Annotated in this window: 24 protein-coding genes; 10 read left to right on the top strand and 14 right to left on the bottom strand. The window is 72.4% G+C overall.

Annotation, left to right across the window (positions count from 1 at the left end; genetic code table 11):
• Nucleotide 1 precedes the first annotated feature (1 nt).
• Nucleotides 2–124, top strand: coding sequence for a 50S ribosomal protein L36 (gene rpmJ, locus DV20_RS00325; protein WP_043775060.1), 123 nt, complete (start codon nt 2–4; stop codon nt 122–124).
• A 95-nt stretch (nt 125–219) separates the two neighbouring features.
• Here rpmJ and DV20_RS00320 read toward each other — a convergent pair whose 3' ends face one another.
• Nucleotides 220–588: a VOC family protein gene (locus tag DV20_RS00320; protein WP_043775057.1), complete on the bottom strand. Its 369-nt coding sequence runs from the start codon at nt 586–588 to the stop codon at nt 220–222.
• 87 nt (nt 589–675) lie between these two features.
• Between DV20_RS00320 and DV20_RS00315 the strand changes: the two genes are divergently transcribed.
• Nucleotides 676–1,305, top strand: a complete 630-nt coding sequence (locus DV20_RS00315) for a winged helix-turn-helix transcriptional regulator (RefSeq protein ID WP_043775054.1) — start codon at nt 676–678, stop codon at nt 1,303–1,305.
• Nucleotides 1,306–1,347: 42 nt separating this feature from the next.
• Here the strand turns inward: DV20_RS00315 and DV20_RS00310 are convergent, their stop codons facing one another.
• From DV20_RS00310 to DV20_RS00280, 7 genes are all read right to left on the bottom strand, one after another.
• Nucleotides 1,348–2,790: a flavin-containing monooxygenase gene (locus DV20_RS00310; RefSeq protein WP_043775051.1), complete on the bottom strand. Its 1,443-nt coding sequence runs from the start codon at nt 2,788–2,790 to the stop codon at nt 1,348–1,350.
• Nucleotides 2,791–2,857: 67 nt separating this feature from the next.
• Nucleotides 2,858–5,254 (bottom strand): polysaccharide lyase 8 family protein, encoded by a 2,397-nt coding sequence (locus DV20_RS00305; RefSeq protein ID WP_200876325.1) that lies wholly within the window; start codon nt 5,252–5,254, stop codon nt 2,858–2,860.
• Nucleotides 5,255–5,430: 176 nt separating this feature from the next.
• On the bottom strand, nt 5,431–6,885 hold the full coding sequence (locus DV20_RS00300) for an aldehyde dehydrogenase (NADP(+)) (RefSeq protein WP_043775045.1): 1,455 nt from the start codon (nt 6,883–6,885) through the stop codon (nt 5,431–5,433).
• Between the two features lie 15 nt (nt 6,886–6,900).
• Nucleotides 6,901–8,031, bottom strand: coding sequence for a hypothetical protein (locus tag DV20_RS00295; protein ID WP_043775043.1), 1,131 nt, complete (start codon nt 8,029–8,031; stop codon nt 6,901–6,903).
• 4 nt (nt 8,032–8,035) lie between these two features.
• Nucleotides 8,036–9,292 (bottom strand): glucarate dehydratase family protein, encoded by a 1,257-nt coding sequence (locus DV20_RS00290; RefSeq protein ID WP_043775041.1) that lies wholly within the window; start codon nt 9,290–9,292, stop codon nt 8,036–8,038.
• Nucleotides 9,292–10,227 (bottom strand): 5-dehydro-4-deoxyglucarate dehydratase, encoded by a 936-nt coding sequence (locus DV20_RS00285; RefSeq protein ID WP_043775038.1) that lies wholly within the window; start codon nt 10,225–10,227, stop codon nt 9,292–9,294. The genes DV20_RS00290 and DV20_RS00285 overlap by 1 nt, the downstream gene beginning before the upstream one ends.
• A 51-nt stretch (nt 10,228–10,278) precedes the next feature.
• On the bottom strand, nt 10,279–11,787 hold the full coding sequence (locus tag DV20_RS00280) for a sodium:solute symporter family protein (RefSeq protein ID WP_043775037.1): 1,509 nt from the start codon (nt 11,785–11,787) through the stop codon (nt 10,279–10,281).
• A gap of 153 nt (nt 11,788–11,940) precedes the next feature.
• On the opposite strand from DV20_RS00280, the gene DV20_RS00275 reads away from it, so the two are divergent.
• Together DV20_RS00275 and DV20_RS00270 are read left to right on the top strand one after the other, a co-directional pair.
• Entirely contained in the window at nt 11,941–12,744 is an 804-nt protein-coding gene (locus DV20_RS00275; RefSeq protein ID WP_043775035.1) for an IclR family transcriptional regulator, read from the top strand.
• Nucleotides 12,745–12,769: 25 nt separating this feature from the next.
• Nucleotides 12,770–13,576, top strand: a complete 807-nt coding sequence (locus DV20_RS00270) for an NAD-dependent epimerase/dehydratase family protein (RefSeq protein ID WP_043775033.1) — start codon at nt 12,770–12,772, stop codon at nt 13,574–13,576.
• 69 nt (nt 13,577–13,645) lie between these two features.
• Here DV20_RS00270 and DV20_RS00265 read toward each other — a convergent pair whose 3' ends face one another.
• Both DV20_RS00265 and DV20_RS00260 read right to left on the bottom strand, forming a co-directional pair.
• Nucleotides 13,646–14,308, bottom strand: a complete 663-nt coding sequence (locus DV20_RS00265; protein ID WP_043775030.1) for a Clp protease N-terminal domain-containing protein — start codon at nt 14,306–14,308, stop codon at nt 13,646–13,648.
• Complete coding sequence (locus DV20_RS00260; RefSeq protein WP_051735718.1) at nt 14,308–14,517, bottom strand: helix-turn-helix domain-containing protein; 210 nt, start codon at nt 14,515–14,517, stop codon at nt 14,308–14,310. The genes DV20_RS00265 and DV20_RS00260 overlap by 1 nt, the downstream gene beginning before the upstream one ends.
• 109 nt (nt 14,518–14,626) lie before the next feature.
• On the opposite strand from DV20_RS00260, the gene DV20_RS00255 reads away from it, so the two are divergent.
• Nucleotides 14,627–15,358 (top strand): polysaccharide deacetylase family protein, encoded by a 732-nt coding sequence (locus DV20_RS00255; RefSeq protein ID WP_043775027.1) that lies wholly within the window; start codon nt 14,627–14,629, stop codon nt 15,356–15,358.
• Here DV20_RS00255 and DV20_RS00250 read toward each other — a convergent pair.
• Nucleotides 15,300–16,289, bottom strand: coding sequence for a histidine kinase (locus DV20_RS00250; RefSeq protein ID WP_043775026.1), 990 nt, complete (start codon nt 16,287–16,289; stop codon nt 15,300–15,302). The genes DV20_RS00255 and DV20_RS00250 overlap by 59 nt on opposite strands.
• A gap of 22 nt (nt 16,290–16,311) precedes the next feature.
• On the opposite strand from DV20_RS00250, the gene DV20_RS00245 reads away from it, so the two are divergent.
• The 3 genes from DV20_RS00245 to DV20_RS00235 are packed head-to-tail and all read left to right on the top strand — an operon-like array spanning nt 16,312 to nt 18,820.
• Nucleotides 16,312–16,890, top strand: a complete 579-nt coding sequence (locus tag DV20_RS00245) for a LuxR C-terminal-related transcriptional regulator (RefSeq protein ID WP_043775024.1) — start codon at nt 16,312–16,314, stop codon at nt 16,888–16,890.
• Nucleotides 16,891–17,793 carry a phosphotransferase gene (locus tag DV20_RS42890; protein WP_167344351.1) on the top strand — a complete coding sequence of 301 codons (903 nt, stop codon included), beginning with the start codon at nt 16,891–16,893 and terminating at the stop codon, nt 17,791–17,793.
• A gap of 28 nt (nt 17,794–17,821) precedes the next feature.
• Nucleotides 17,822–18,820, top strand: a complete 999-nt coding sequence (locus tag DV20_RS00235) for a hypothetical protein (RefSeq protein ID WP_043775021.1) — start codon at nt 17,822–17,824, stop codon at nt 18,818–18,820.
• A 44-nt stretch (nt 18,821–18,864) separates the two neighbouring features.
• Here DV20_RS00235 and DV20_RS00230 read toward each other — a convergent pair whose 3' ends face one another.
• The gene (locus DV20_RS00230) at nt 18,865–19,482 is read right to left on the bottom strand and encodes a TetR/AcrR family transcriptional regulator (protein ID WP_051735717.1); all 618 of its coding nucleotides are present in this window, start codon (nt 19,480–19,482) and stop codon (nt 18,865–18,867) included.
• Between the two features lie 56 nt (nt 19,483–19,538).
• Between DV20_RS00230 and DV20_RS00225 the strand changes: the two genes are divergently transcribed.
• Together DV20_RS00225 and DV20_RS00220 are read left to right on the top strand one after the other, a co-directional pair.
• The gene (locus DV20_RS00225) at nt 19,539–20,159 is read left to right on the top strand and encodes an MSMEG_1061 family FMN-dependent PPOX-type flavoprotein (RefSeq protein WP_043775019.1); all 621 of its coding nucleotides are present in this window, start codon (nt 19,539–19,541) and stop codon (nt 20,157–20,159) included.
• A 1-nt stretch (nt 20,160) separates the two neighbouring features.
• Nucleotides 20,161–21,033: a PDR/VanB family oxidoreductase gene (locus DV20_RS00220; protein WP_043775016.1), complete on the top strand. Its 873-nt coding sequence runs from the start codon at nt 20,161–20,163 to the stop codon at nt 21,031–21,033.
• 4 nt (nt 21,034–21,037) lie between these two features.
• On the opposite strand, the gene DV20_RS00215 is transcribed toward DV20_RS00220, so the two are convergent.
• Nucleotides 21,038–21,481 carry a hypothetical protein gene (locus DV20_RS00215; RefSeq protein ID WP_043775013.1) on the bottom strand — a complete coding sequence of 148 codons (444 nt, stop codon included), beginning with the start codon at nt 21,479–21,481 and terminating at the stop codon, nt 21,038–21,040.
• 97 nt (nt 21,482–21,578) lie between these two features.
• Complete coding sequence (locus DV20_RS00210; RefSeq protein ID WP_043775011.1) at nt 21,579–22,328, bottom strand: DUF4184 family protein; 750 nt, start codon at nt 22,326–22,328, stop codon at nt 21,579–21,581.
• Nucleotides 22,329–22,353 lie beyond the last annotated feature (25 nt).

Raw genomic sequence — 22,353 nt, 5'->3', positions numbered from 1 at the left:
GATGAAGGTCCGCAGCTCGATCCGTTCGCTCGCCCGCCAGCCGGGCGCTCAGGTCATCCGGCGCGGCAACCGCGTGTTCGTGATCAACAAGGACAACCCGCGCTCGAAGGCCCGCCAGGGCTGACGCAGGACGCGACACACCGGGCCCCGGAACCGCACGGTTCCGGGGCTCGGCTTGCGTCATCGGCCTTCCAGCCGAGGCCATTCGGGCGAGACGGGTCAGGCCGGGCCCGCGAGGCCGATGAGGTTGCCTTCCGGGTCGGCGAAGTGGGCGACCACCAGATCCCGCCCCGGCGCGCGGTCCGGGCCCATCCGGCGCGTACCGCCGAGGCGTTCGGCCGCCGCCAGAGCGGCCGCGACGTCCGGGACGCCGACGTAGAACACCACGTGCGGCTCATGAGCCGCGCCGCCCCCGACGCCGCCCGGGAGGCCGTCCGTCTCCACGAACCCGTAGCTTCCCGGCTCCGACACCTGGTCCGACACCGGGCCGGACGTGTCGAGCTCCCAGCCGAACAGCTCGCCGTAGTACCCGCGCAGCCGCGCCGGGTCGGTGCCGATGATCTCGAAGTGCACGACTGGCCGGCCCATGACCGTTCCTTCCCGTCGACGTCCTGACCGGGCCACCGTACGCCGCGGCAGTTGTTAAAAACAACCACTGAGTTGTATATTCGTACTATGCCGACGAGCCGCAGCTACGGGGACGCCTGCACGATCGCCCGCGCACTGGACGTCGTCGGGGAGCGCTGGGCCCTGCTCGTCGTGCGTGAGCTGCTGCTCGGGCCACAGCGGTTCTCCGACGTCCGCCGCGCGCTGCCGGGCGCCAGCTCGAACCTGGTCACCGACCGGCTTCGCGAGCTCACGGGCCACGGCGTGGTGGCCCGCCGCCGGCTGCCGCCCCCGGCCGCCTCGACGGTCTACGAGCTCACCGAATGGGGCCGCGAGCTGGAGCCGGTCGTGCTGGCGCTGGGCGCGTGGGGCACGCGAATCCCGCTCCCCCGGTCCGCGTCGCTCGGCGCCACCTCCGTGCTGCTGTTCCTCCGCGGGTCCGCCCGCCCGCGCGCCACCGCGTGCTACCGCATCGAACTGGACGCTCGGGTGTGGACGGTCCGCACCGAGCCGGGCCGCCTGACGGTCGAGCCGGGCGCGCCCGGCGATCCCGACGCCACGATCCGGACCGATCCCCGGACGCTGAACACGCTGCTGGACCGGCCTTCCGAGCTCGACGAGGCCATCGGCGACGGCCGGATGACGATCGACGGCGATCGGAACGCCGTCCGCCGGCTGTTACGCGAACACGAAAGCTGAACCGGCAGAACGGACACGGAGGTCGTCCGCCGGCGAAGGACGTCAGTGCCCGAAGCGCAGCACTCCGTCGTCCACGCGGCTGAACCGCATGTCCGCCAGGTCCAGCAGGTAGTTCTGGCGCATCATCCAGGGCCGCCGCCCGCCCTGCTTCGGCAGGCCGGAGGCCGCCCGCTTGATGTAGCCCGACTGCAGGTCCACGATCGGCCGCGGCCGGCCCGCGCCCGACGCCGAAGCCGGGTCCGGCACGCAGAAGGCGAACCCGTGCCGGTCCAGGTACGCGAGCAGGCGGCACACGTACTGCGACGCCAGGTCCGCCCGCAGCGTCCACGAGCTGTTCGTGTAGCCCACGCACCACGCCAGGTTCGGCACCCCGCCGAACATCGTGCCCTTGTACGTCCGCTGCTCGCCCGGCTCGATCGCCCGCCCGTCGACCGTCAGCGCGATCCCGCCGAACGCCACCAGCCGCAGGCCGGTCGCCGTCACGATCAGGTCGGCCGCCAGCGTGCGGCCCGATTCCAGGGAGATGCCGGACGAGGTGAAGCGCGCAATCCGGTCCGTCACGATGTCCGCTTCGCCCGAGCGCAGCGCCCGGAACAGGTCCGCGTCCGGCACCAGGCACAGCCGCTGGTCCCACGGGTCGTAGGACGGCACGAAGTGCGGGTCCACCGGGATCGACGCCGGCAGCTGCGCCGCCACGCGCTTGCGCAGCGCCAGCGACGTCCGGCCCGGCAGCCGCCGCATCAGCTGGAAGAACAGCGTCCCCATGACCACGTTCTTGCCGCGGACCACCCGGTGCGCCAGGTTCTCCGGCAGCAGCGCGCGGATCCGGTCGGCCAGCGCGTCCCGGCCCGGCCGCGCGACGATGTAGGACGGCGACCGCTGCAGCATCGTCACGTGCGACGCGCGCGACGCGAGCGCGGGGACCAGCGTCACCGCCGTCGCCCCGCTGCCGATCACCACGACCCGCTTGCCCGCGTAGTCCAGTGAATCCGGCCAGTGCTGCGGGTGGACGACCTCGCCGGCGAACTCGGCCTGGCCCGGGAAGTCGACGACGTGACCGGAGTCGTACGAGTAGTAGCCGCTGCACAGGTACAGGAAGCGGCAGGTGAACGTGGCGCCGTGCGCGGTCGAGACCGTCCAGCGCGCGTCCGCCGACGACCACGCCGCCCGCACGACCCGGTGCCCGAAGCGGATGTGGGCGGTCACGCCGAACGCCTCGGCCGTCGAGCGGATGTAGCTCAGGATCGACGGCCCGTCGGCGATGGCTTTCGGGTCCTGCCACGGCCGAAACGGGTAACCGAGGGTGAACATGTCCGAGTCGGACCGGATGCCCGGGTACCGGAAGAGGTCCCACGTACCGCCGATCGTGTCGCGCGCCTCCAGCACCGCGTACGTCTTGCCCGGCAGCCGCTCCTGCAGGCGGCAGGCCGCGCCGATCCCCGACAGGCCGGCGCCCACGATCAGGACGTCCACGTGCTCGGTCATGACCGGCAGCGTACCGAGGTGAGGACCCCGCCGGACCGGGTCGGGGCACCGGCCCGGCGGGGACGCCTTACACCAGGACCACCGTCGTCGCGCCGAACGTGCCCTTCAGCGGCACCACCACGGTCCGGCCACGGACCGTCACCGTGACGCTGTCCTGCAGCTGCGTCGGGTCCGAGACGGCGAGCTGGGTCCGGGCCCCGCACCGCCCGACCGCCACCGACGCCGGCCCGGACACGCTGAGCTCACCGACCGAGCCCGCGGCGAAGAAGTTCGCCAGCACCGTGCCGCCGGCCACGCGGATCGCCTGCACCACCGGGGTGTTCGCCAGCACGCGCCACGCCCGGGACGCCGTCAGCGTGCCGATCACCGAAGCACCGGGCAGCACCGCGTACGCGTACTTCGCGTCCGTCGGCTTGACCCCGTGTTCCAGGATGAGCTTCTGGTACCGGCGCGTGTGCGGTGCCGTGGTGCCCTTGGTGTTGGCGCCCGTGTCGATGTCGCGCCACGCGCCCGTCCGGTCTTCGCGGACCGCCGTCACCGAAGCGTCGTCGAGGAGCACGTACCCGCCCACGTTCTCCAGGTGCACCCAGCGCGGCCGCTGCAGCGCGGACACCTTCCCCAGGTCGGCCGGAACGCGCCGGCCGTCGGCCAGGAGCGTCCCGCGGCCGCCCTCGCCGAGGTTGCGGTTCTCGATCGTGGTGCGCACCGCGAAGGCGGACGTGCTGGTGATCCCGGCACCGAGGCAGACGATCCCGTCCGGGGTGAAGAACCACGACTTCTTCGCGACCAGCGACCCGTCCCAGTTCTTGAAGTCGAACGCGTGGGCGCCGTGCCGCGCGTCCCAGCGGACGCCGCCGGTGTGCGGGTTCGGGCCCACCGGCACGCCGCCGAACCGGGGGTCGACCGGGCCGTCGTGCTCGGTCGTGCCGGGCAGCAGCAGCGGGTCGACCGTCGGCCAGTAGGCGTCGGTGTAGTGGCCCTTGGCGTTCGGCAGGAACGTGTAGAGCACGCCGTCGCCGACGTGGTGGCCCTTGAGGTTCTGGCCGTTGATGGCCTCGTAGCGCGAGATCCGCGTCGAGCTGACGCCCAGCGAAGCCGACCAGCCGGCGGTGACGTGGACCAGCCGGTCCTGCTGGCCGAAGACGCGGTGCGTCGCCTCGACCCGCGCCGGGCGGGCCCCCGACGCCAGCATGTCCTGCGCGAACTCGATGCCCGGCGTCGCCACCAGGTCCGGGCCGGGCGCGAACCGCTCCGGATCCGGGATCTTCAGGAAGGGCGCGTACTCGCCCTCCTTGATCCACTTCGCGGCGAGCGCGTTCAGGTCGGTCTTCGTCTTGCCCGACGCCGTCCGGGCCAGCACCAGCGTGGCGACGGTGAGCTGGTGGCCGATGTCGTGGCCGGTCTCCCCCTGCCGCGACAGCATCCGCCCGCGCACCGGCTCCATCAGCGCGCCCGCGTAGACGAAGGGCGCGAAGCTGTCGGCGACCAGCGCGTAGATCTTGTCCTTCACCGGCTGCGGGAGCGCGTATTCCGTGCCCTGCGTGACGTAGATGGCGCCGGCGAGCGCGCTGAGCAGCACGATGCCGTAGTGCCCGGCGTACGGGATGGTGTCGTGCTGGATGAACGAGCCGTCGACGTGGAAGCCGTCACCGGCCGCCCGGTCCAGCTTCGCGACGACGCTCGCCGCACCGCCGCCCGCGACGTCGGTCAGCGCGTCGATGCCGGTCTTGATCCACGCCGTGTCGCCGAGCAGCGCACCCGACACGATCGAGATGAGCGCCTTGTCCGCGCGGTTGGCGCCGGTTTCGATCACCGAGGGGTTGTTCGCGCGCAGGTTCGGGTTGCCGACGAATCGCTTGACCGGCTTGAGGTAGCGGGCCAGCTGCTCGGCGGTCAGCTGGTCGGCGACCACCGACAACGTGTGCAGCAGGTAGTACGGGATGCCGATTTCGTAGGTGTACCAGTTGCCGATCTCGCCGACGTCTTCGTGGTACTGGCTGGTGTAGATCAGTTCGAGCGCGGACTTGATCCGGTCGAGCACCACCGGGTCACCGGACAGCGCACCACCCGGCGTGCCCCAGTCGACGGCGATCGCGCGCAGCCGCGCGTACATCGAAGTCGTGTAGTCGCTGCCCGGGCCGAGCGGCAAGTCCGTCCACAGTGGAGCTCCACCACCGGCCACCGACAGGCTCGCGTTGTAGGCCTTGGCAACGCGGCCCAGGTTGGCCAGCGCCGCCGTGCGTTCCGGCGACGGCCGGTTGATGCCGGTCTGCAGCTGCCGGTAGGCGGCGACGATCGCCGCGGTCCCGGCGGGCACCGGGCTCGCCGCGACCGCGCTGTTCGCAGTCGCTCTGTTCGCGGGCGCGCTGGTGGCGGGCGCGGCGAACGCCGGGCGGGTCAAGAGCACGGTGGAAGCGGCCGCCAGGGCACCACCGCGCAGGGCGTTTCTCCGGTTCACGGGCATGACAATGCCTCCCAGGATCAAGACATCCTTGGCTTGCGGGGGAACGGAATTCAGTTGTGCGGCGGCGGACACCCCGGCCACTTTCACGTGAAAGTGCCGGGGCCAGGTGGGCACTTTCACGTGAAAGTGCCGCGGCCAGGTGGGCACTTTCACGTGAAAGTGCCGGGGTCAGTCGGTCAGCGGGAGCCGTCGGTGCGGCGGGGCAGCTGCCAGGGGTTGGCCTCCTGCAGGGGCTCGGGCAGCAGGGCGTCCGGGAAGCCCTGCCAGGCGATCGGGCGCAGGAACCGCTCGATCGCCGCGGTGCCGACCGACGTCGTCGTCGGGGCGGTCGTGGCCGGGTACGGGCCGCCGTGCTGCTGGGCCCAGCTCACCGTCACGCCGGTGGGCCAGTCGTTCCACAGCAGCCGTCCGGCGATGCGGGCCAGCGACGGCAGCACCGGCCGCAGCCAGTCCACATCGGACTCCTCGCCGTGGATCGTGGCGGTGAGCCCCGGTTCGACGACGTCGAGCAGGCGCAGCAGCTCGGCCTGGTCGGCGTAGGTGACGATCAGCGACGCCGGCCCGAAGCACTCCTCGTGCACGGTGTCACCGCCCTCGAGGAACTGCTTGCCGGTGGTCGCCAGCAGCGTCGGGGTGAAGGACGGCGACGCGGAATCCGACGACGACACGACCTCGACGCCCGGGACCTCCCGCAGCGCAGACAGCCGAGAGGCGTATCCGGAAGCGATCCGGTCGTTCAGCATCGGCTGCGCCGCGGCGCCGTCGAGGGCCGCGCGCAGCGTGTCGGTCAGGCCGTGGTCCTCCGGCAGGAACAGCAGGCCCGGCTTCGTGCAGAACTGGCCGGCGCCGAGGGTGAACGACCCGGCGTAGCCCTTGGCCACGGCTTCCCCGCGCACGGCGAGCGCGGCCTCGGTGACCACGACCGGGTTGACGCTGCCCAGCTCGCCGTAGAACGGGATCGGCCGCGGGCGCGCGTTCGCGATGTCGAACAGCGCCCGCCCGCCGGGGATCGAGCCGGTGAAGGACGCCGCCGCGATCCGCGGGTCCTTCAGCGCGGTGACGCCTTCCTCCTGCCCGAAGATCACGTTGAACAGGGCGGCCGGTGCCCCCGCCTTGATCAGCGCTTCCCGCACGATCGAGCCGGTCTGCGCGGACAGCTCCGGGTGCCCCGGGTGCGCCTTGAGGACCACCGGGCAGCCCGCGGCCAGCGCGGACGCGGTGTCGCCGCCGGCGACGCTGAACGCGAACGGGAAGTTGCTGGCCGCGAACACCAGCACCGGCCCGATCGCGGTCTTGACGCGGCGGATGTCCGGACGCGGGCCCATCGGCCAGTCCGGGTCGGCGTGGTCGACGGTGGCGCCGAGGTACTCGCCGTCGGCGAGGACTTCGGCGAACAGGCGCAGCTGGAACGTCGTGCGCTTCAGCTCGCCGGCCAGCCGCGGCGACTCGGGCAGGTGCGTCTCGGCGTGCGCCAGCGGGACCAGTTCGCCCGCGGCGGCGTCGAGGGCGTCGGCGACGGCGGTCAGCCAGCCGGCGCGCTCGGCCGGGGTCGCCTCGGCGGCGGGACGGGCGGCTTCGGCGGCGCCCGCCAGGATCTTCTCGAGCGTGGCGGCGTCAGTGGCCTGGCTCATGTGGGGTGCAGCTCCTCAGTTCTCATGGGCGGCGGCGGTGGCCGTTTCCAGGTCGGGCCAGCGGCCCGGACCGGCCAAGCCGAGGTGGTACAGGTGCAGCTCGGCGGCACCCGCCTTGGCCAGCTCGCCGACGTAGGCGGCGATGTCCGGCACCGGCGCGGCGGCGACCGCCGTGATGTAACTGGCGATCGCGACCCGTTCGGGCAGGGCCTCCCGGGCCGCCGCGACGGCCTCGGCACCCGTGGCGGACGCCCACCCGAACAATACGACCGTGTCGACGTCTTCGGGTGCCGACGGCGTCAGCCCGGGCAGCGCGCCGGTGACCCACGGGTCGAGCGCGCCGTGCAGCACGATCCGGGTGCCCGGCGGCAGCGTGGCCAAAACGGCGGCCCGCAGTTCGTCGGTGGCCCGCTGCCGGCTCCGCAGCAGCATCGAGGTCAACGAGGGCGGCAAGCCATCGGCCGTCACCCCCAGGTCGCCGGTCGCGATCAGCCGCCGGACCTCCTCGACGAGCTGGGCCCGGACGGCGTCCGCGTCGACGTCCCAGGACGAAGCGCAGGCGTCGCAGCAGCAGATCGACAGCAGCCGGGCCACCGCGGGCGCCCACACGCCGTCGGTCTTCTCGTGCTGGTGCTGGTGCACCGCGCCGAGCGGCCCGCAGGCCTCGAGGATCACCGACGACAGCTCCAGCCCGGCGACGGAATTCGCCACCACTGCGGCGGCGTACTCACGCACCCCGAGCTGCGACGGGCACAGCGCCCACGGGTAGGACTCGCCGAAGCAGTTGCGGACCACGACGTCCGGGTGCTCGTAGCCGAGCTGGGAGTTGTGGGTCAGCACGATCCAGGCGGCGGCCGGGATCCCGGCTTCGCCGAGCAGCCGGACGGCGTCGCCGCCGGAGTCCTCCGCGGCCATCCAGTCCGGAGTGGACGGACGCAGCGCGCCCCACCCGTCCGGACGCACCGGCCGGTAGAACGCCGCGTGCCGCGCCACGACCGCCGTCCGGGACGGCGACCACGGCGTCGCCGCGCGGGCGCTGTGGTACGACAGCGCCACGGCCACCTCGTCGACGCCGAGCGCCCGCACCCGGGCGGCGAACCCGGGCTCCAGGACGTCCCAGGGGTAGGCGTATCCCGTCACCTTCACCGGCTCACCACCTCGCCGTGTTCGGCTCGAACCCGGGGACGTACTTCCGCATGTAGGTCACGTCGTCCCGCTGGGTCAGTCCACATCGGACGTAGTTCTCGTGCAGCTTCGCCAGCGCGTCCTCGTCGAGGGTGACGCCGAGTCCCGGGGTCGTCGGCACCGCGACGGCCCCTTCCCGGAACTGGAGCACACCCGGTTCGATGACGTCCTCGACCTTCCACGGCCAGTGCGTGTCGCAGGCGTAGGTCAGGTGCGGCGTCGCCGCGGCGACCTGCACCATCGCGGCCAGGCTGATCCCGAGGTGGCTGTTGGAGTGCATCGACAGACCGACGCCGAAGCTCTCGCACGTCACCGACAACGACTGCGTGGCGCGCAGCCCGCCCCAGAAGTGGTGGTCCGACAGCAGCACGCCGATCGCCCGCGCCCGGAAGCCCGGCTCGATGTCGCCGAAGTTGACCACGCACATGTTGGTGGCCAGCGGCATCGACGCCTCGGCGGCCACCTGGGCCATGCCGTCGATGCCCGGTGTCGGGTCTTCCAGGTACTCCAGGACGCCGTCGAGCTCGCCGGCCACCCGGATGCTCGTCTCGACCGTCCAGGCGCCGTTCGGGTCGATCCGCAGCGGGTGCCCCGGGAACGCCTCGGCCAGCGCGCGGACGCCGTCGATCTCCTGGGCGGGCTCGTAGACCCCGCCCTTGAGCTTGATCGAGCGGAAGCCGTACTCGTCGAACATCCGCTTCGCCGACCCGGCGAGCGCCTCGGGCGTGGTGATCTCGCCCCAGGAGTCCTCGCGGCCGTCGACGTGCTTGCCGTACTTGTAGAACAGGTAGGCGGAGAACTCGACGGCGTCGCGCGCCTTGCCGCCGAGCAGGTCGGTCACCGGACGGCCCAGGTAGTGCCCCTGCGCGTCCAGGCAGGCGACCTCGAACAGCGAGTACACGCTCGCGATGGTCTTGCGGATGGAGAACCCGCCGATCAGGCCGTGCGCGTCGGTCAGCACGGTGTCCGACAGCGCCTCCGCGACCAGCCGCTGCAGGCCGGGCAGGTCGAACACGTCGTGGCCGCGCAGCCGCGGCAGCACCTTGCGCACCTCGCCGAGGAAGGCGTCGTCGCCGTAGGACTCGCCGAGCCCGACGATCCCGTCCTCGCACTTGACCTGGACGACGCTGCGCAGCGCGAACGGCTCGTGCACGCCCATGACGTTGAGCAGCGGCGGGTCCGCGAACGCCACCGGGGTCAGCACCACGTCGAGGATCTGCATCAGCCGAGCCCCTTCAGCGTCACGAAGCCGTCCTCCACGACCTTCTCCAGCCGGTGGATCTGCTCCGGCGTCGGCTCGACCAGCGGCGGCCGGACCGGGCCGACCTTGTCGCCGCGCAGCCGGGCGGCGGCCTTGACGAGCGAGACGGCGAAGCCGGGCGTCTCGTCCCGCAACGCCACCAGCGGCAGGTAGAACCCCGTGAGCAGGGCGTCCATCACGCTCGTGTCCCCCTCGGCGAGCGCGCGGTGGAAGCGGTGGGCGATCTCCGGCGCGAAGCAGTGCACCGCCGAGGAGTACCGGGCGACGCCGATCGCGGCGTACGCCTTGGCCGAGACCTCCGCGGTCGGCAACCCGTTGAAGAACAGGAAGTTCCGCGCCCGCTCGGTGTCCAGCACCCGGATCGTGGTGACGATCCGGGTCATGCACTCGACGTCGCCGTAGCCGTCCTTGAGCCCGACGACCGAGGGGATGTCGAGCAGCGACGCGGCGGCCGGCGCGCTGAACACGCCGGTGCCGCGGTGGTACACGATGACCGGCACGGACGAGTCCCCGACGGCGTACCGGACGAAGTCGACCAGGCCCGGCTGCGGTCCGGCGACGAGGTAGGGCGGCAGCAGCAGCACGCCGTCCGCGCCGCCGGCCTGTGCCGCCGCGATGCCGGCCCGGGCCGACGCCGCGCCGCCCCCGGCGCCCACCCAGACCGGGACGCGGCCGCCGGCCACCTCCCGGGCCCGGGTGAGCACCGAGGTGACCTCGGCGGGCGAGAGCGAGCTGAACTCGCCGGTGCCGCACGCCACGAACAGCGCACCGGCGCCCGCCGCGATGTGGCTCTCCACGTTCTCCGCGAACGCGTCGAGGTTGACCTCGAGGTCCTCGGTGAACGGGGTGAGGGGGAACGCCAGCAGGCCGTCCAGCTCGATCTCGTTCTGTGCCATCAGTCTTCTGCTCTCTCGTCCTTTTTCGGGTTCGGCCGGGTGAGGCCTGCGTCAGGCGGGCACGGTCGTGCCTTCCTGCTTCCGGCCGACTACGTCGTCGGCGGTGTTCACGGTGTCGACGATCTCATCGGCGGCGTCGCTGCGCTCGGGGGCCAGCAGGCCGAGACCGACGTAGAGAACGAGGGAAACCAGGATCGGCGTCGCGACGAGCACGGTCTGGTTCGCCTTGAAGACGTAGTACACCAGCGCGTAGTCGATCAGGCCGCCCGCCCAGGAGATCAGCGCCGCGCGCGGGCCGCACTTGCGGAACCACGGCAGCATGCCCAGCAGCAGCGGGATCGAGATCGGGCCCATCAGCGCGGCGACCCAGTTGACGACGATCTGCAGCACGCCGCCGAGGTTCTGCGCCTGGGTGGCCACGAGCATGGTCAGCGCGACGAACACGACCGTGGTGATCCGCGCGGCCTTCAGGCCCTGGACGTCGGTCCACTGCCGGGTGCGGCGGAACATCGCCGGGATCATGTCCCGGGTGATCACCGCGGAGATGGCGTTGGCGTCGGAGGAGACCATCGCCATGGTGTGGGAGAAGATGCCGGCCAGCACCAGGCCGATCAGGCCCGGCGGCAGGAACGTCGTGGTCATGATCGCGTAGGACTGCGTCGGGTCCTTGATGCCCGGGATCAGCAGCGGCGCGGCGAACATCGGGAACATCAGCACCAGCGGCCACAACAGGTACAGCGCCGACGACAGCCGGGCGCCACGCTTGGCCTCCTGGGTGGTCGGCGCGGCCATGTACCGCTGCGCCAGGTTCCACATGCCTCCGTTGTACTCCAGCGTCTTCACCAGCACGTAGACGAGCAGGAAGATGGTGGTGTACTTGGACGTCACCGGGTCGACGTGGCCTGCGGGGAGTTTGTCCCACATCGTCCAGAGCGCCGAGATCCCGCCCAGCTTGCCCAGCACCACGACGATCATCACGATCGCGGCGATGGCCTGGATGACGAACTGGCCGAAGTCGGTGAGCGCGTCGGCCCACAGGCCGCCGATCGTGCAGTAGACGAGGGTGACCGCGCCGGTGATGAGGATGCCGAGGTTGTAGTCCAGGCCGGCGAAGACGTGCAGCAGCGTCGCGACGGCGAACCACTTGGCCGCGATGTCGAAGATCTTCAGCAGGCTGCCGCTCCAGGCCAGCGCCTGCTGGGTCGGCACGTTGTACCGCTTGGCCAGGTACTCCAGCGGTGAGGCGACGCCGAGCTTCGAGCGCAGCCGGTTCCAGCGGGCGGCGAACAGCCAGCTGCCGATGCCCACGCCGATGCCGATGCTGGCGAAGCCCCAGAAGTACACGGTGACGCCGCTGGTGTACGCGACACCCGCGTACGCGACGAAGAGGACGGCGCTGTAGCCGGACATGTGGTGTGAGATGCCGGCCAGCCACCACGGCATCCGGCCGCCGGCGGTGAAGAAGTCCTTCACGTCGCTGACCCGTTTGTGCGACCACCAGCCGATCACGATCATCAGCGCGAAGTACGCGCAGATCATCGTCCAGTCGAGTGCGTGCACCGCAGGCTCCCTTCCGCGTCCACGTCGATGTGGTGCCACTGTTCACATCTATGAACGGAGTCTGTTATAGTGATTATGTTCATCCATAAGAACGTTGTTCGGGACGCTAATATGGCCGGGGTCACAAGTCAACGGCCGGACGGAGGAGCACAAATGCCGCAGAAGGTGGACAACGCGGCCGAGAGCGCCCCGGCCGAAGCCTCGGGCGTCAAGTCCGCACGCCGGGCCGTCGACCTCATCGAGACGTTCGCGGCGAACGACGTCTGGCTGTCGCTGTCGGACCTGCACGCGCGCACCGGCTTCCCGCGCTCGTCGCTGCACGGCCTGCTGCGGACGCTGCTGGAGGCCGGCTGGCTGGAGGCCGACGCGAACACCGCCCGCTACCGGCTGGGCGTCCGCGCGCTGATCTGCGGCACGGCGTACCTCGACCGCGACGCCGTCGTCCCCTTCGCCACCGAAGCGCTGGAACGCATCCGGGAGAAGACCGGCTTCACCGCGCACTTCGCGCGCCGCAACGGCACCGAGGTCGTCTACCTGGAGACGCGCGAGTCACAACGCTCGACGCACCTGGTCTCCCGCGTCGGGCGCACGCTGCCCGCGCACGCGACCGCGCTGGGCAAGGCCCTCTTGGCCGAGCTGACGCACGACGAGATCGAAGCGCTGATGCCGGCCACGCTGCCCGCGCTGACCCCGAACACCATCACCACGCTCGAAGGCCTGCACGCCGAATTCGCCGCCACCCGCGAACGCGGGTACGCCGCCGAGGTCGAAGAAGGCACGCTGGGCGTCCGGTGCGTCGCCGCGGTGATCCCGTACCGCATCCCGGGCACCGACGCGATCAGCTGCTCGATGCCCATCGCCCAGGTGACCGACGACGACGCCCGCCGCGTCGGCGAGCTGCTCGCCGAGACCACCGCCGAGCTCGGGCAGCAGCTGCGCCGCGCCGGCATCCGTTGACCCCCTTCTGTGTGAAAGGAACCCCATGACGGACCAGCGCGTGCTCATCACCGGGTCGGCGGGTGTCGTCGGCACCCTGATGCGCCCCCGCCTGCGGCGCCCGGGCCGGGTGCTGCGCCTGCTCGACCTGGCCCCGCAAACGGCTTCCGACGCTTCCGAAGAGATCGTGACGGCGTCGGTGACCGACCCGGCGGCGATGGCGGCGGCGTGCGAAGGCGTCGACGCGCTGATCCACCTGGGCGGGCACAGCCGCGAGAACTCGTGGGAAGCGACCCTCGACGTCAACATCAACGGGACGCAGAAGGTCCTGGAGGCAGCGCAGGCGGCGGGCATCTCGCGCGTGATCCTGGCCTCGAGCAACCACGCGGTGGGTTTCCGCCGGGTGGATTCCGACCTCCCGGCGGACTCGTCCCCGAGGCCGGACACGTATTACGGCGTCTCCAAGGCGGCGATCGAGGCGCTGGGGAGCCTGTACCACTCCCGGTTCGGCATGGACGTGATCGTGATCCGCATCGGCTCGTGCTTCGAGACGCCGTTGCCGCTGGGCCCCCGCGGGCTGTCGACGTGGCTCTCCCCCGACGACGCCGCGCGGCTGTTCGAGGCCTGCCTTTCGGCGCCTTCGCCGGGGTACCGGCTGATCTGGGGCGTCTCGGACAACACCCGCCGGATCTACTCGCTGGCGGAGGCGGAGGCGCTGGGCTACAAGTCGTTGGACGACGCGGAGGTGTACGCGGACCAGCTGGCGGCGAAGCCCGCGCCGACGGGCCCCGCGGCCGAGTACGTCGGCGGCCCGTTCTGCACCGCTCCCCTGGGCGTCTTCAATCCGCTCTGACGCCCGCCCGCCGGCGCCCCACTGTGGTTTTCTGGGGCGCCGGCGACTGGGCCGACAGCCGGAGCCGGCTCAGTGCACCAAGCCGGCCAACGCGGCGGGCGCGACCGCCGCGCGGCCGGTGGTGTGCTGGTAGCCGCGGACGATGTCGCGGCACCGCGCCCGGCGGCCCACCCGGCGTTCGGCCCGCAGCAGCCGGTTCCGCCGCGGTGGCGGGTGGGCCGCCGCGAGGCCGGCGAGGAGTTCTCCGCGGTTCACCCCGGCCGTGCGCACCACCCAGTCGGCTCCGGGGTCGAGCGCGACCAGCGCCAGCGCGACGTGCTCGACGCGGTGCCGGCGTTCCCGGCGCGCGAGGGCGAGGCGCAGTGACGCGGCGTACGCCGCCTGGACGTCCAGGCCGATCCGCGGTGCCGCGCGGGCGCAGCGGCGCCGGGCCTTCCCCGCGCCCAGCGGGAACAGGGGCGCCTTGGCCGGGGGCCGGTCCGCCAGTTCCGCCGGCAGCGGGCCGAGGTCGATGCCGAGCACCGTCAGCGCCTCGCGGTCGGCGGCCACGCCCGCGCCGTCCGGGGCCGCCCGGTGCACGGCCTGCTCGATGCCGGCGAGCCCGGCCAGCGGCCCTTCCGTGAGCGCCAGCAGCAGGTGTTCGCTGCCGACCCGGGTGTGCCCGAACTCCCGCGCCAGCTCGCCGGCGCGGCGGAACGCCCGGCCGACCGCCGGGTGATCTCCCTGGAACATCAGCCCTCCCGGCCACGGTGCTTGCGGTGCACGGTCTGCTTGGTGACGCCGAGCCGCTCGGCGATGTCCTGCCACGACCAGCCGGCCCGCCGCGCGGCCGCCACCTGATCGGCCTCCAGCTGCTCGGTCAGCCGCCGCAGCCGCGCCACGGCCCGCAGCGCGACGTCGGGGTCGGTGCTGCGCACGGCGTGGTCGAGGTCGGTCGGCAAGCTCACCGTGTCAGCATATGCTGACAGCGGAATCGCGTCAACACATGCTGACGGGTACTAGTACCTTCGCGGCTTCCCCCCGTTCCGCACCACCGCCAGGGTGGCGGCCATGATCCTGAGATCCCGCCGCGCGCGGAAGTGGACGATCGTCGTGGCGAGCCTGCTGGTCGTCGCCCTCGCGGGCGCCTTCACGCTGCTGCAGGTCGCCGACTCGCGGACCTTCCAGTTCTTCGGCACCCTCGTGAACCGGGTCGACACCAGCGAGAAGATCGTCGCCCTCACCTTCGACGACGGCCCCGACCCCGCCGGCACCCACGCGGTCCTCGGCACCTTGGACAGCCGTCAGGTGCCCGCGACCTTCTTCCTCGTCGGCCGGGACATCGCCGCGCACCCGGACCTCGCCCGCGACATCGCCGCCGCCGGGCACGAGATCGGCAACCACAGCTTCAGCCACGACCGCATGATCGGCGTGACGTCGTCCTGGGTCGCCGACGAGGTCGAAGCCACCGACGCGCTGATCCGCACCACCGGCTACCGCGGGGAAATCCTGTTCCGGCCGCCGCACGGCAAGAAGCTCTTCGCCCTCCCCCGCTACCTGGCTTCGCACCACCGCACGACCGTCACCTGGGACGTCGACCCGGACTCCGCCGGCACCCCCGACGCCGCCACCATCGAGCGGACGACCGTCGAGCAGGTGCGGCCCGGCTCCATCGTCCTGCTGCACGCGATGTACCCGGCACGCGAGCCGACCCGCCGGGCGCTCGGACCGGTCCTCGACGCGCTCAAGCAGCGCGGCTACCGGTTCGTGACCGTGGCACAGCTGCTGGCAGCTCGACGCTGACGACCCACTCGCCGTCGCGCGGGCCGTGGGTGAGCGTGCCGCCGGCCGCCCTGGCCTGCTCCGCGAGTCCCGCCAGCCCGTAGCCGCCTCCGGGGGACGACGTTCCCTTGAGCGGGTTCCGCGCGGTGATCCTCACCCGCTCCCCGGCGTCGACGTCCAGCCGCAGCCGGACACCGGGACCGTTGTGGCGCAGGGCGTTCACCGCGGTTTCGGCGACGAACCGCTCGGCCAGCTCCCGCACCGGGCGCGGCAGTTCCGGCAGCACCGGGTCGCGGTCAAGGACCAGGCCGGCGGTGCGGAGCCGCGCCAGCACCTCGGCGAGGTCGGGGGCGCGGTCGGCGTCGTCGCGCAGGTCGTCCAGCGTGCGGCGGACGAGCGTCAGCGCGCCCCGGCCGGCGGCCAGCAGGGTGTCGAGACGGGCGCGGTCGGCGTCGGTCAGGTCGCCGACCGCGCGCAGCGTCTCGGCCTGCACGAGCATGACGGCCGTGGTCTGGGCGAGCGTGTCGTGCAGCCGCCGGGCCGCGCGCTCGGCCCGGTCGGCGAGGGCCCGGCGGCGTTCGGCGCCGAGCAGCCAGGCGACCGCGCTGATGGTGACGGCCAGGAGCGTGCCGTCGACGGGTCCCTTCGCCGGGAACACCGCGGCGCCGGTGACGAGCGCCGCCGCGGCCGCGAGCCACCGCTGGGGCGTGCTGTGGAGGGCAAGCAGCACCGGCACGTACATCGTGTTGCGCGGCTGGTCGAGCAGCAGGTGCCCGGCCGTCGCGACGGTCACCACCACGAGCACGAGCGCCGGAGCGCGACGGGACCACAGCAGCGGGACGAGCTGGGCCGCGCTGAGCCCGGCGGCGAGCCACCCCTGCTGCGGCGTCCACGCCCCGCTGGCGAAGAACACCGCGGCCACCGCGGCGGTCGTGAGGAGGGACTGGCGCATGGGCCGACAGTAGAGTGCGGGCATGATCCGGGTGCAGGTCGTCGACGACCACGCGCTGGTGCGCGAGGGCATCGCGCTGATCCTGGGCGCGCAGCCGGACCTGGACGTGGTCGCGGTCTTCGCGAGCGGCCGGGAGCTGCTCGCGTCGTCCGCCGAGGCCGACGTCGTGCTGCTCGACCTGTACCTGCCGGGCATGGACGGCCTCGAAGTCCTGCGCCGGTTCGGACCGGCGGCCCCGCGGGTGCTCATGCTGACCACGGTCGGCCGCCCCCGGGAGATCCGCGAAGCCCTCGCCTCGGGCGCGGCCGGGTTCGTGCTGAAGGATTCCTCGGGCGACGAGCTCGCGGCGGCCGTCCGGGCGGCCCACCAGGGCGTGACGGCCCTGAGCCCGGCGGCGGCAGCGGCCTTGAGCGCCGGCGGTGCGCTGACGCCGCGGGAGCGGGATGTGCTGGACCTGCTGGGCGAGGGACTGTCCAACAAGGACATCGCGGGCCGGTTGCGGCTGGCGGAGCGGACGGTGAAGGCGCACGTCGGCAACGTGCTGGCCAAGCTCGGCGTGAGCAGCCGCACGCAGGCGGCGCTCGTGGCCAGGGACCGCTGAGTGGACTGGCTGTCGTCCTGGTGCACGGAACACCTCGGTGCCGCACCGGCCGGCGTGCTGTTCGAACGGCGGTCGCTGTCGGACGTGACCGGGGTGCGGCTGACCGACGGACGGCAGGTCGTGGTCAAGGCGCGCGAGGACGAGGGCCGGGCCGCCGCCTGCGTCGAGGCACAGGCCCGGTTGGCGGAGCGCGGGTTTCCGTGTCCCCGGCCCGTGACGCCGGTGATCACCGTGGGCCCGCGGGCGGTGCACGCGGAGGAGTTCCGGCCCGGCGGCACCCTGCTGCCGGGCGACACCCCGGACGTCGCCGTGCGCTGCGCGGCGGTCTTCGCCCGGCTGATGGCCGAGCTGACCGGCGTGCTGGTCCCGCCGCCGCTGCCGAACCCGCGGTGGGCGCGGTGGGACCACACGGATCCGGGGTTGTGGCCGTCGATCGGCTTCCTCGACGAACTCGACCAGGGTGCCGTGCCCGCCGTCGTCGTCGAGACGGCCGTCCGGGCGCGCAAACGTTTGCTGGCCGCGGATCTGCCGTGCGTCCTGGGCCACGCCGACTTCGAAGCCCAGAACCTCCGCTGGCGCGACGGGGAGATCTGGTCGGTGGACGACTGGGACAGCTTGGCGTGGCAACCGGAGGCGGCGCTGGCGGGCGCGGCGTCCGGGACGTTCGCCAGCGCCTCGCCGCCGAACCTGGCGCCGATCGACAGCTCGGCCGCGTTCCTGACGGTCTACCAGGAACTCCGCGGGCGCCGGTTCACCGCGGAAGAGCGCGAGATCGCCTGGGCGGCGAGTCTCTGGCCCGCACTGCACAACGCCCGCTGGGAAGCACTGCACGGCGACCGCCCGGTGTGCGGAGAAGCCGTGCGGGTCCAGGCGGCCGAACGCCTGCGCCGGGCGGGCGCCTGATCGGCTAACCTCGGCGCAAGGGGGAACCATGCGTTACACGGACGACGATCCCGAAGAGCCCAGCTCCGTCCCGACCAGCGAGGCGGAGCACGACCGGATCCGCGGGGAGGTCGCCCCTGCGCGGTGGTTCGTGGCCCGGGACGAGCTGCCGTTTCCCGTCGCTGTGGTCCGGGACATCCCGGCCGTGGCCGAGGCTTACACGCGAAACCTCCGGTGGGAGCCCGTTCCACCGGGGCTGGAGCTCGAAGCGGTCGCCGGCGAGCAAGAGGCGGCGGACCTCCTGTTCGCGCTCGCGACCGGTGTCCGGGCCGCCCGCCGGACCGAGGGCCCAGAATACTTCGGGTTCTCGAGAAACCTGCGCCCCTTCGTCGACGTCGAGCTGGTGTTCACCGTGGTCCGGCGGCACAACGGCGGCGAAGAGGTGTGCGTCCGCGACGGGTTGTGGATCCCCTCGAAACAGCTTCGCGGCCCCTACCGAGGCGTCGGGTCCTTCGACCGGTCTCTGCCGCTCAGTGCCGAGGAAGTCGAGCAGGTCACCGCGCGGCTCTCCCGGCCACGCTCGTTCCTCGTCGACGACGGGCACGACGTCCCGCGCGCGGTGGTGCACCTCGACGGCGAAACCGAGCGGGTGTTCGGCCGCGGCCTCGAGTGGAAGACGGCCAGTCTGCTCGAAGAGGTGGCGGACCACCCGGACTGGACGGTCACCGAAGTCGCCCCGGCCCAGGAAACCTTCGAGGCCTACCAGCTGGCCCAGCGGATCCGCCGGTTCAAGCAGCGCCAGGAGTGGGGCTCCGATGCTTGGTACTTCGGGATCTATGACACGCTGGAAGCGACCCTCGACGTCGACGCCACCCGCCTCCTCGTCAAGACCGAGGCCGGCGACAAGTGGTTCGGAGAGCTGTACGTCGGTCAAGGCCGCTGGCAGCCCACCCGCAAGCTGGACGACATCTGGCGCGGCCTCCGCGACGACCCCCAGCTCGCCCTGAGCCCGGCCGAAGCGCAACGGATCATGCACCGGCTGGGCTGACTCGTCCGCGATCGGCACCCGGATCGACGCGGGGGCCTGCCGGTTCACCCGGTGACGTACCGGGTCAGCATCGCGACCATCTCGTCCTCGAGCCGCCGGGCGTCGATGGGGTCGGGCTCGGCCAGCAGGTCGTGGACGCCCAGCTCGACCGTCGCGATGACCAGGCGGGCCGCCGTGGCCGGGTCGGCGACGCGCACCTCGGGGTGGCCTTCCAGCAGCTGACGGGTGCGGTCGACCATGGTCCGCTTCACCCGGCCGATCCGCTCGAGCAGCTCGTCCGACCGCGGGGCCTGCTCGAGCAGCATGCGCAGCAGGTGGGGGTCGTCGAGGTGGGCTTCGACCGCGAGCCGGACGAAGACGCGGAAGACCTCCTCGATCGAGTCCGGCAGCGGGCCGGTGAGGACCCTCGTCGCGGCCGCCGTGCCGTCGTCGAGGTGCCGGGTCAGCAGCTCGGCGAGGATCGCGTCCTTGTTCGGGAAGTACTGGTACAGCGAGCCGATCGAGATGCCGGCGCGCTCGGCGATGCGGTTGGTGGTGCCGGCGGCGTAGCCGTGGTCGGCGAAAACGTGAGCAGCCGCGGTCAGGATCCGCTGCCGGGTCAGCTCGGCGCGGACCTGACGCGGCTGTTTACGTGGCTGGATGCGGCGCTGGTCCGACGTCACGGATCTCCCCGGGAAAGCGAGTAGTCAAGATCTGAATATTTGCTCATAATTGTGCCATGACCAGCACAAACATGCTCCATCACGTCTCCGCGGCCGCGGTGCGGGCCCGGCTGGGCGAGCCGGAGGAGATGATCAAGGCCAAGATCGGCGACCGCATCGACCGGCACGCCCGCCGCTTCATCGCGCACTCGCCGTTCCTGACGCTGGCCACCGCCGACGCCGCGGGCCGCGCCGACTGCTCCCCCCGCGGTGACTACCCCGGCTTCGTCAAGGTGCTCGACGAGCGCACCCTGGCCCTGCCCGACCGGCCCGGCAACAAGATCGCGGACTCCTTCCGCAACATCGCCGAGAACGACGGGGTCGGCCTGCTCTTCTTCGTCCCCGGCATGCGGGAAACCCTGCGGGTCAACGGAAGCGCGTACGTCACCGACGAGCCGGACGTGCTCGCCCGGATGCGCACCGAGGCGAAGGCGCCGATGCTGGCGATCGTCGTCGACGTCGCCGAGGTGTACTTCCACTGCGGGCGCGCGCTGATCCGGTCGCGCCTGTGGGACCCGGCGAGCCAGGCGCTGGCCGCGGAACTGCCGTCGGCCGGCGAGATCGCCGCCGAGAAGATGAACCTCGAACCGGCGTTGCTCGACCAGCTCCTCGAAGACGGCTACCGGAAGCTGTACTGACATGCAGAAAACGATCCTGGAAAGCGTCGAGCGCCTGACCGGCGACGTCGTCTCCCTGCTGCTGCGCGGCGACGAAGGCCCCCTGGCCCCGTGGGAGCCGGGCGCCCACATCGACCTGGAGCTGCCGAACTGGCTGACGCGGCAGTACTCGCTGTGCGGCGATCCCGGCGACTTGTCGGCGTACCGCATCGCGGTCCGCCACGACCCGCTGAGCCGCGGCGGCTCGGAATACGTCCATCTGTTCCTCCGGCCGGGCCGGACACTGTCGGTTTCGCTGCCCCGCAACCACTTCCCGCTCCGGCCGGCGGCCGAGTACCTGTTCGTGGCGGGCGGGATCGGGATCACGCCGATCGTGCCGATGCTGCGGGCCGCGGTCGCGTCCGGTGCCGCCGTGACGCTGGCGTACGCGGGCCGGAGCCGGCCCTTCGCCGCGGAACTGCGGGGCTGGTACGGGGACCGCGTCCGGTTCGGGCGCCCGGATCTCGCGGCGCTCGCGCGGGAGTTCCCGGCCGCCGACGTCTACTGCTGCGGCCCGGCGTCCATGGTGGACGCGGCGGAGGCGGTGTTCCCGCGGGTGCACACCGAACGCTTCGAGCCCACGCGGCGGACGTTCGGGCCCGACACACCGTTCGAGGTGGTCTGCGGCCGGTCCGGGGGCAGGATCCAGGTCCCGGCGGACGAGTCGCTGCTGGACGCGCTGAACCACGCCGGGAAGCCGGTGCCGTCGGCGTGCCGGGAAGGCGTGTGCGGCAGTTGCGAGGTGCTGGTGCTGGACGGCGAACCCGAGCACCGCGACGACATCGGCGCGGCTCCCGGCCGCATGTACCCGTGCGTGTCCCGCGCGTTGTCGCCGAAGCTGGTGCTGGACCTGTGAGCGATCAGCGGCGGAACTCGATCTTCACCAGCCTGTCCGGGTAGAGGCTGTAGCGGCCGACGTCGGTCTGCGCGAAGAAGTCGCAGCCCGACGTGATCGTCCCGGACAAATCCTTCCCGCTGGTGAGGTGCACCTTGACGGTCGCTTTGCCGCCGGCGGAAAGCGCCGGGTCGGACCGCGCGATCTCGAGCCCGGACATCTTCTCGAAGGCGACGTCCAGGCTGTCGTTCAGGTTGATCCCCGTCCCGGCGCCGATGCAGAAGCGGACCGTCGAGGAGACCACGGCCGACGACGAAGCCACCCCGGAGGCCGCGGGCGGCGGTTCGTCCCCGCCGCCGAGGACGCCGACCTGGAACAGGATGGCCAGCAGTCCCCCGACCGCCGCGATCACGCCCGCCACGGCGGTCAGCACACCCGGCGCCGTCTTCCAGAAGCTTCCTTCGGCCATCCCGACCCCCGGTGAGCCGTGTCCGTACCCGTCGTCTCCCCGAGTCGGGACGATCACGCTTCGTGTTACGTCCGATCGGCCGTATCGCCTGGTCGGGTCAGCGCAGCGACGGCACGGCCCGAGCGCGGATCCGCCGGCTGATCAGCGGCCAGGACCCGACGTGGCAAGCGGCCGCGACGGCCCCGCCGCGCACCGCGCCGATCAGCAGGCACCGCACCCAGTCGTACCCGCTGACCCGGCTCACCGGGTCCGTCAGCCCGAGCAGCGCCCCGGCCACCAGTCCGGCGCCGAGCCCGGCCGCCACGACGAGCCGGCCGGCGCGGGGCAGCACCGGCCAGGCCCGTCCGGCCCGCGGCGCCCGGCGGTACCAGCGCACGACCAGCACCGCGAGCACGAGCAGGCCACCGGCCGAGGACACGTACCCGACAACGTTGTACAGCCGGTGCGGGCCGACGACCGAGACCCGCAGAAAAGCCCAGTGCCGCACCGCGAAGCCATCGGTGTGAGTGAACGCGTCCCAGAGCAGGTGGGTCGCCGCCCCGGCGACGACCGAGACCACCGCGCCGAGCCACGGGATGCGGCCCTCCGGACGCGGCACCCGCTCCCGCCAGCCGGCCGGGCCGAGCGCCAGTACCGGCGCCAGGACGGCGTACCCCACGGCCACCAGCGCGAGCCCGAGCAGCAGGTCCACGCTCACCAGGCCGGCGGGCTCGTGGGTCAGGGCACCGCCCGGGATGGGCACGTAGTAGGCCACGTCGGGCGCGAGCGAACCCGCGGCCAGGCCGGGCAGCCAGAGCCACCGGGCCAGCGGCACCACGGCGGCCGGGTGCGCGAAGGTGAACGGCAACGACTCCCCCGGTGTCCGTACGTGG

The organism is Amycolatopsis rifamycinica (assembly GCF_000695625.1).
Classification (GTDB): domain Bacteria; phylum Actinomycetota; class Actinomycetes; order Mycobacteriales; family Pseudonocardiaceae; genus Amycolatopsis; species Amycolatopsis rifamycinica.
Note: the sequence above shows the minus strand (reverse complement) of the source record. Positions and strands in the feature narration are given on the sequence as shown.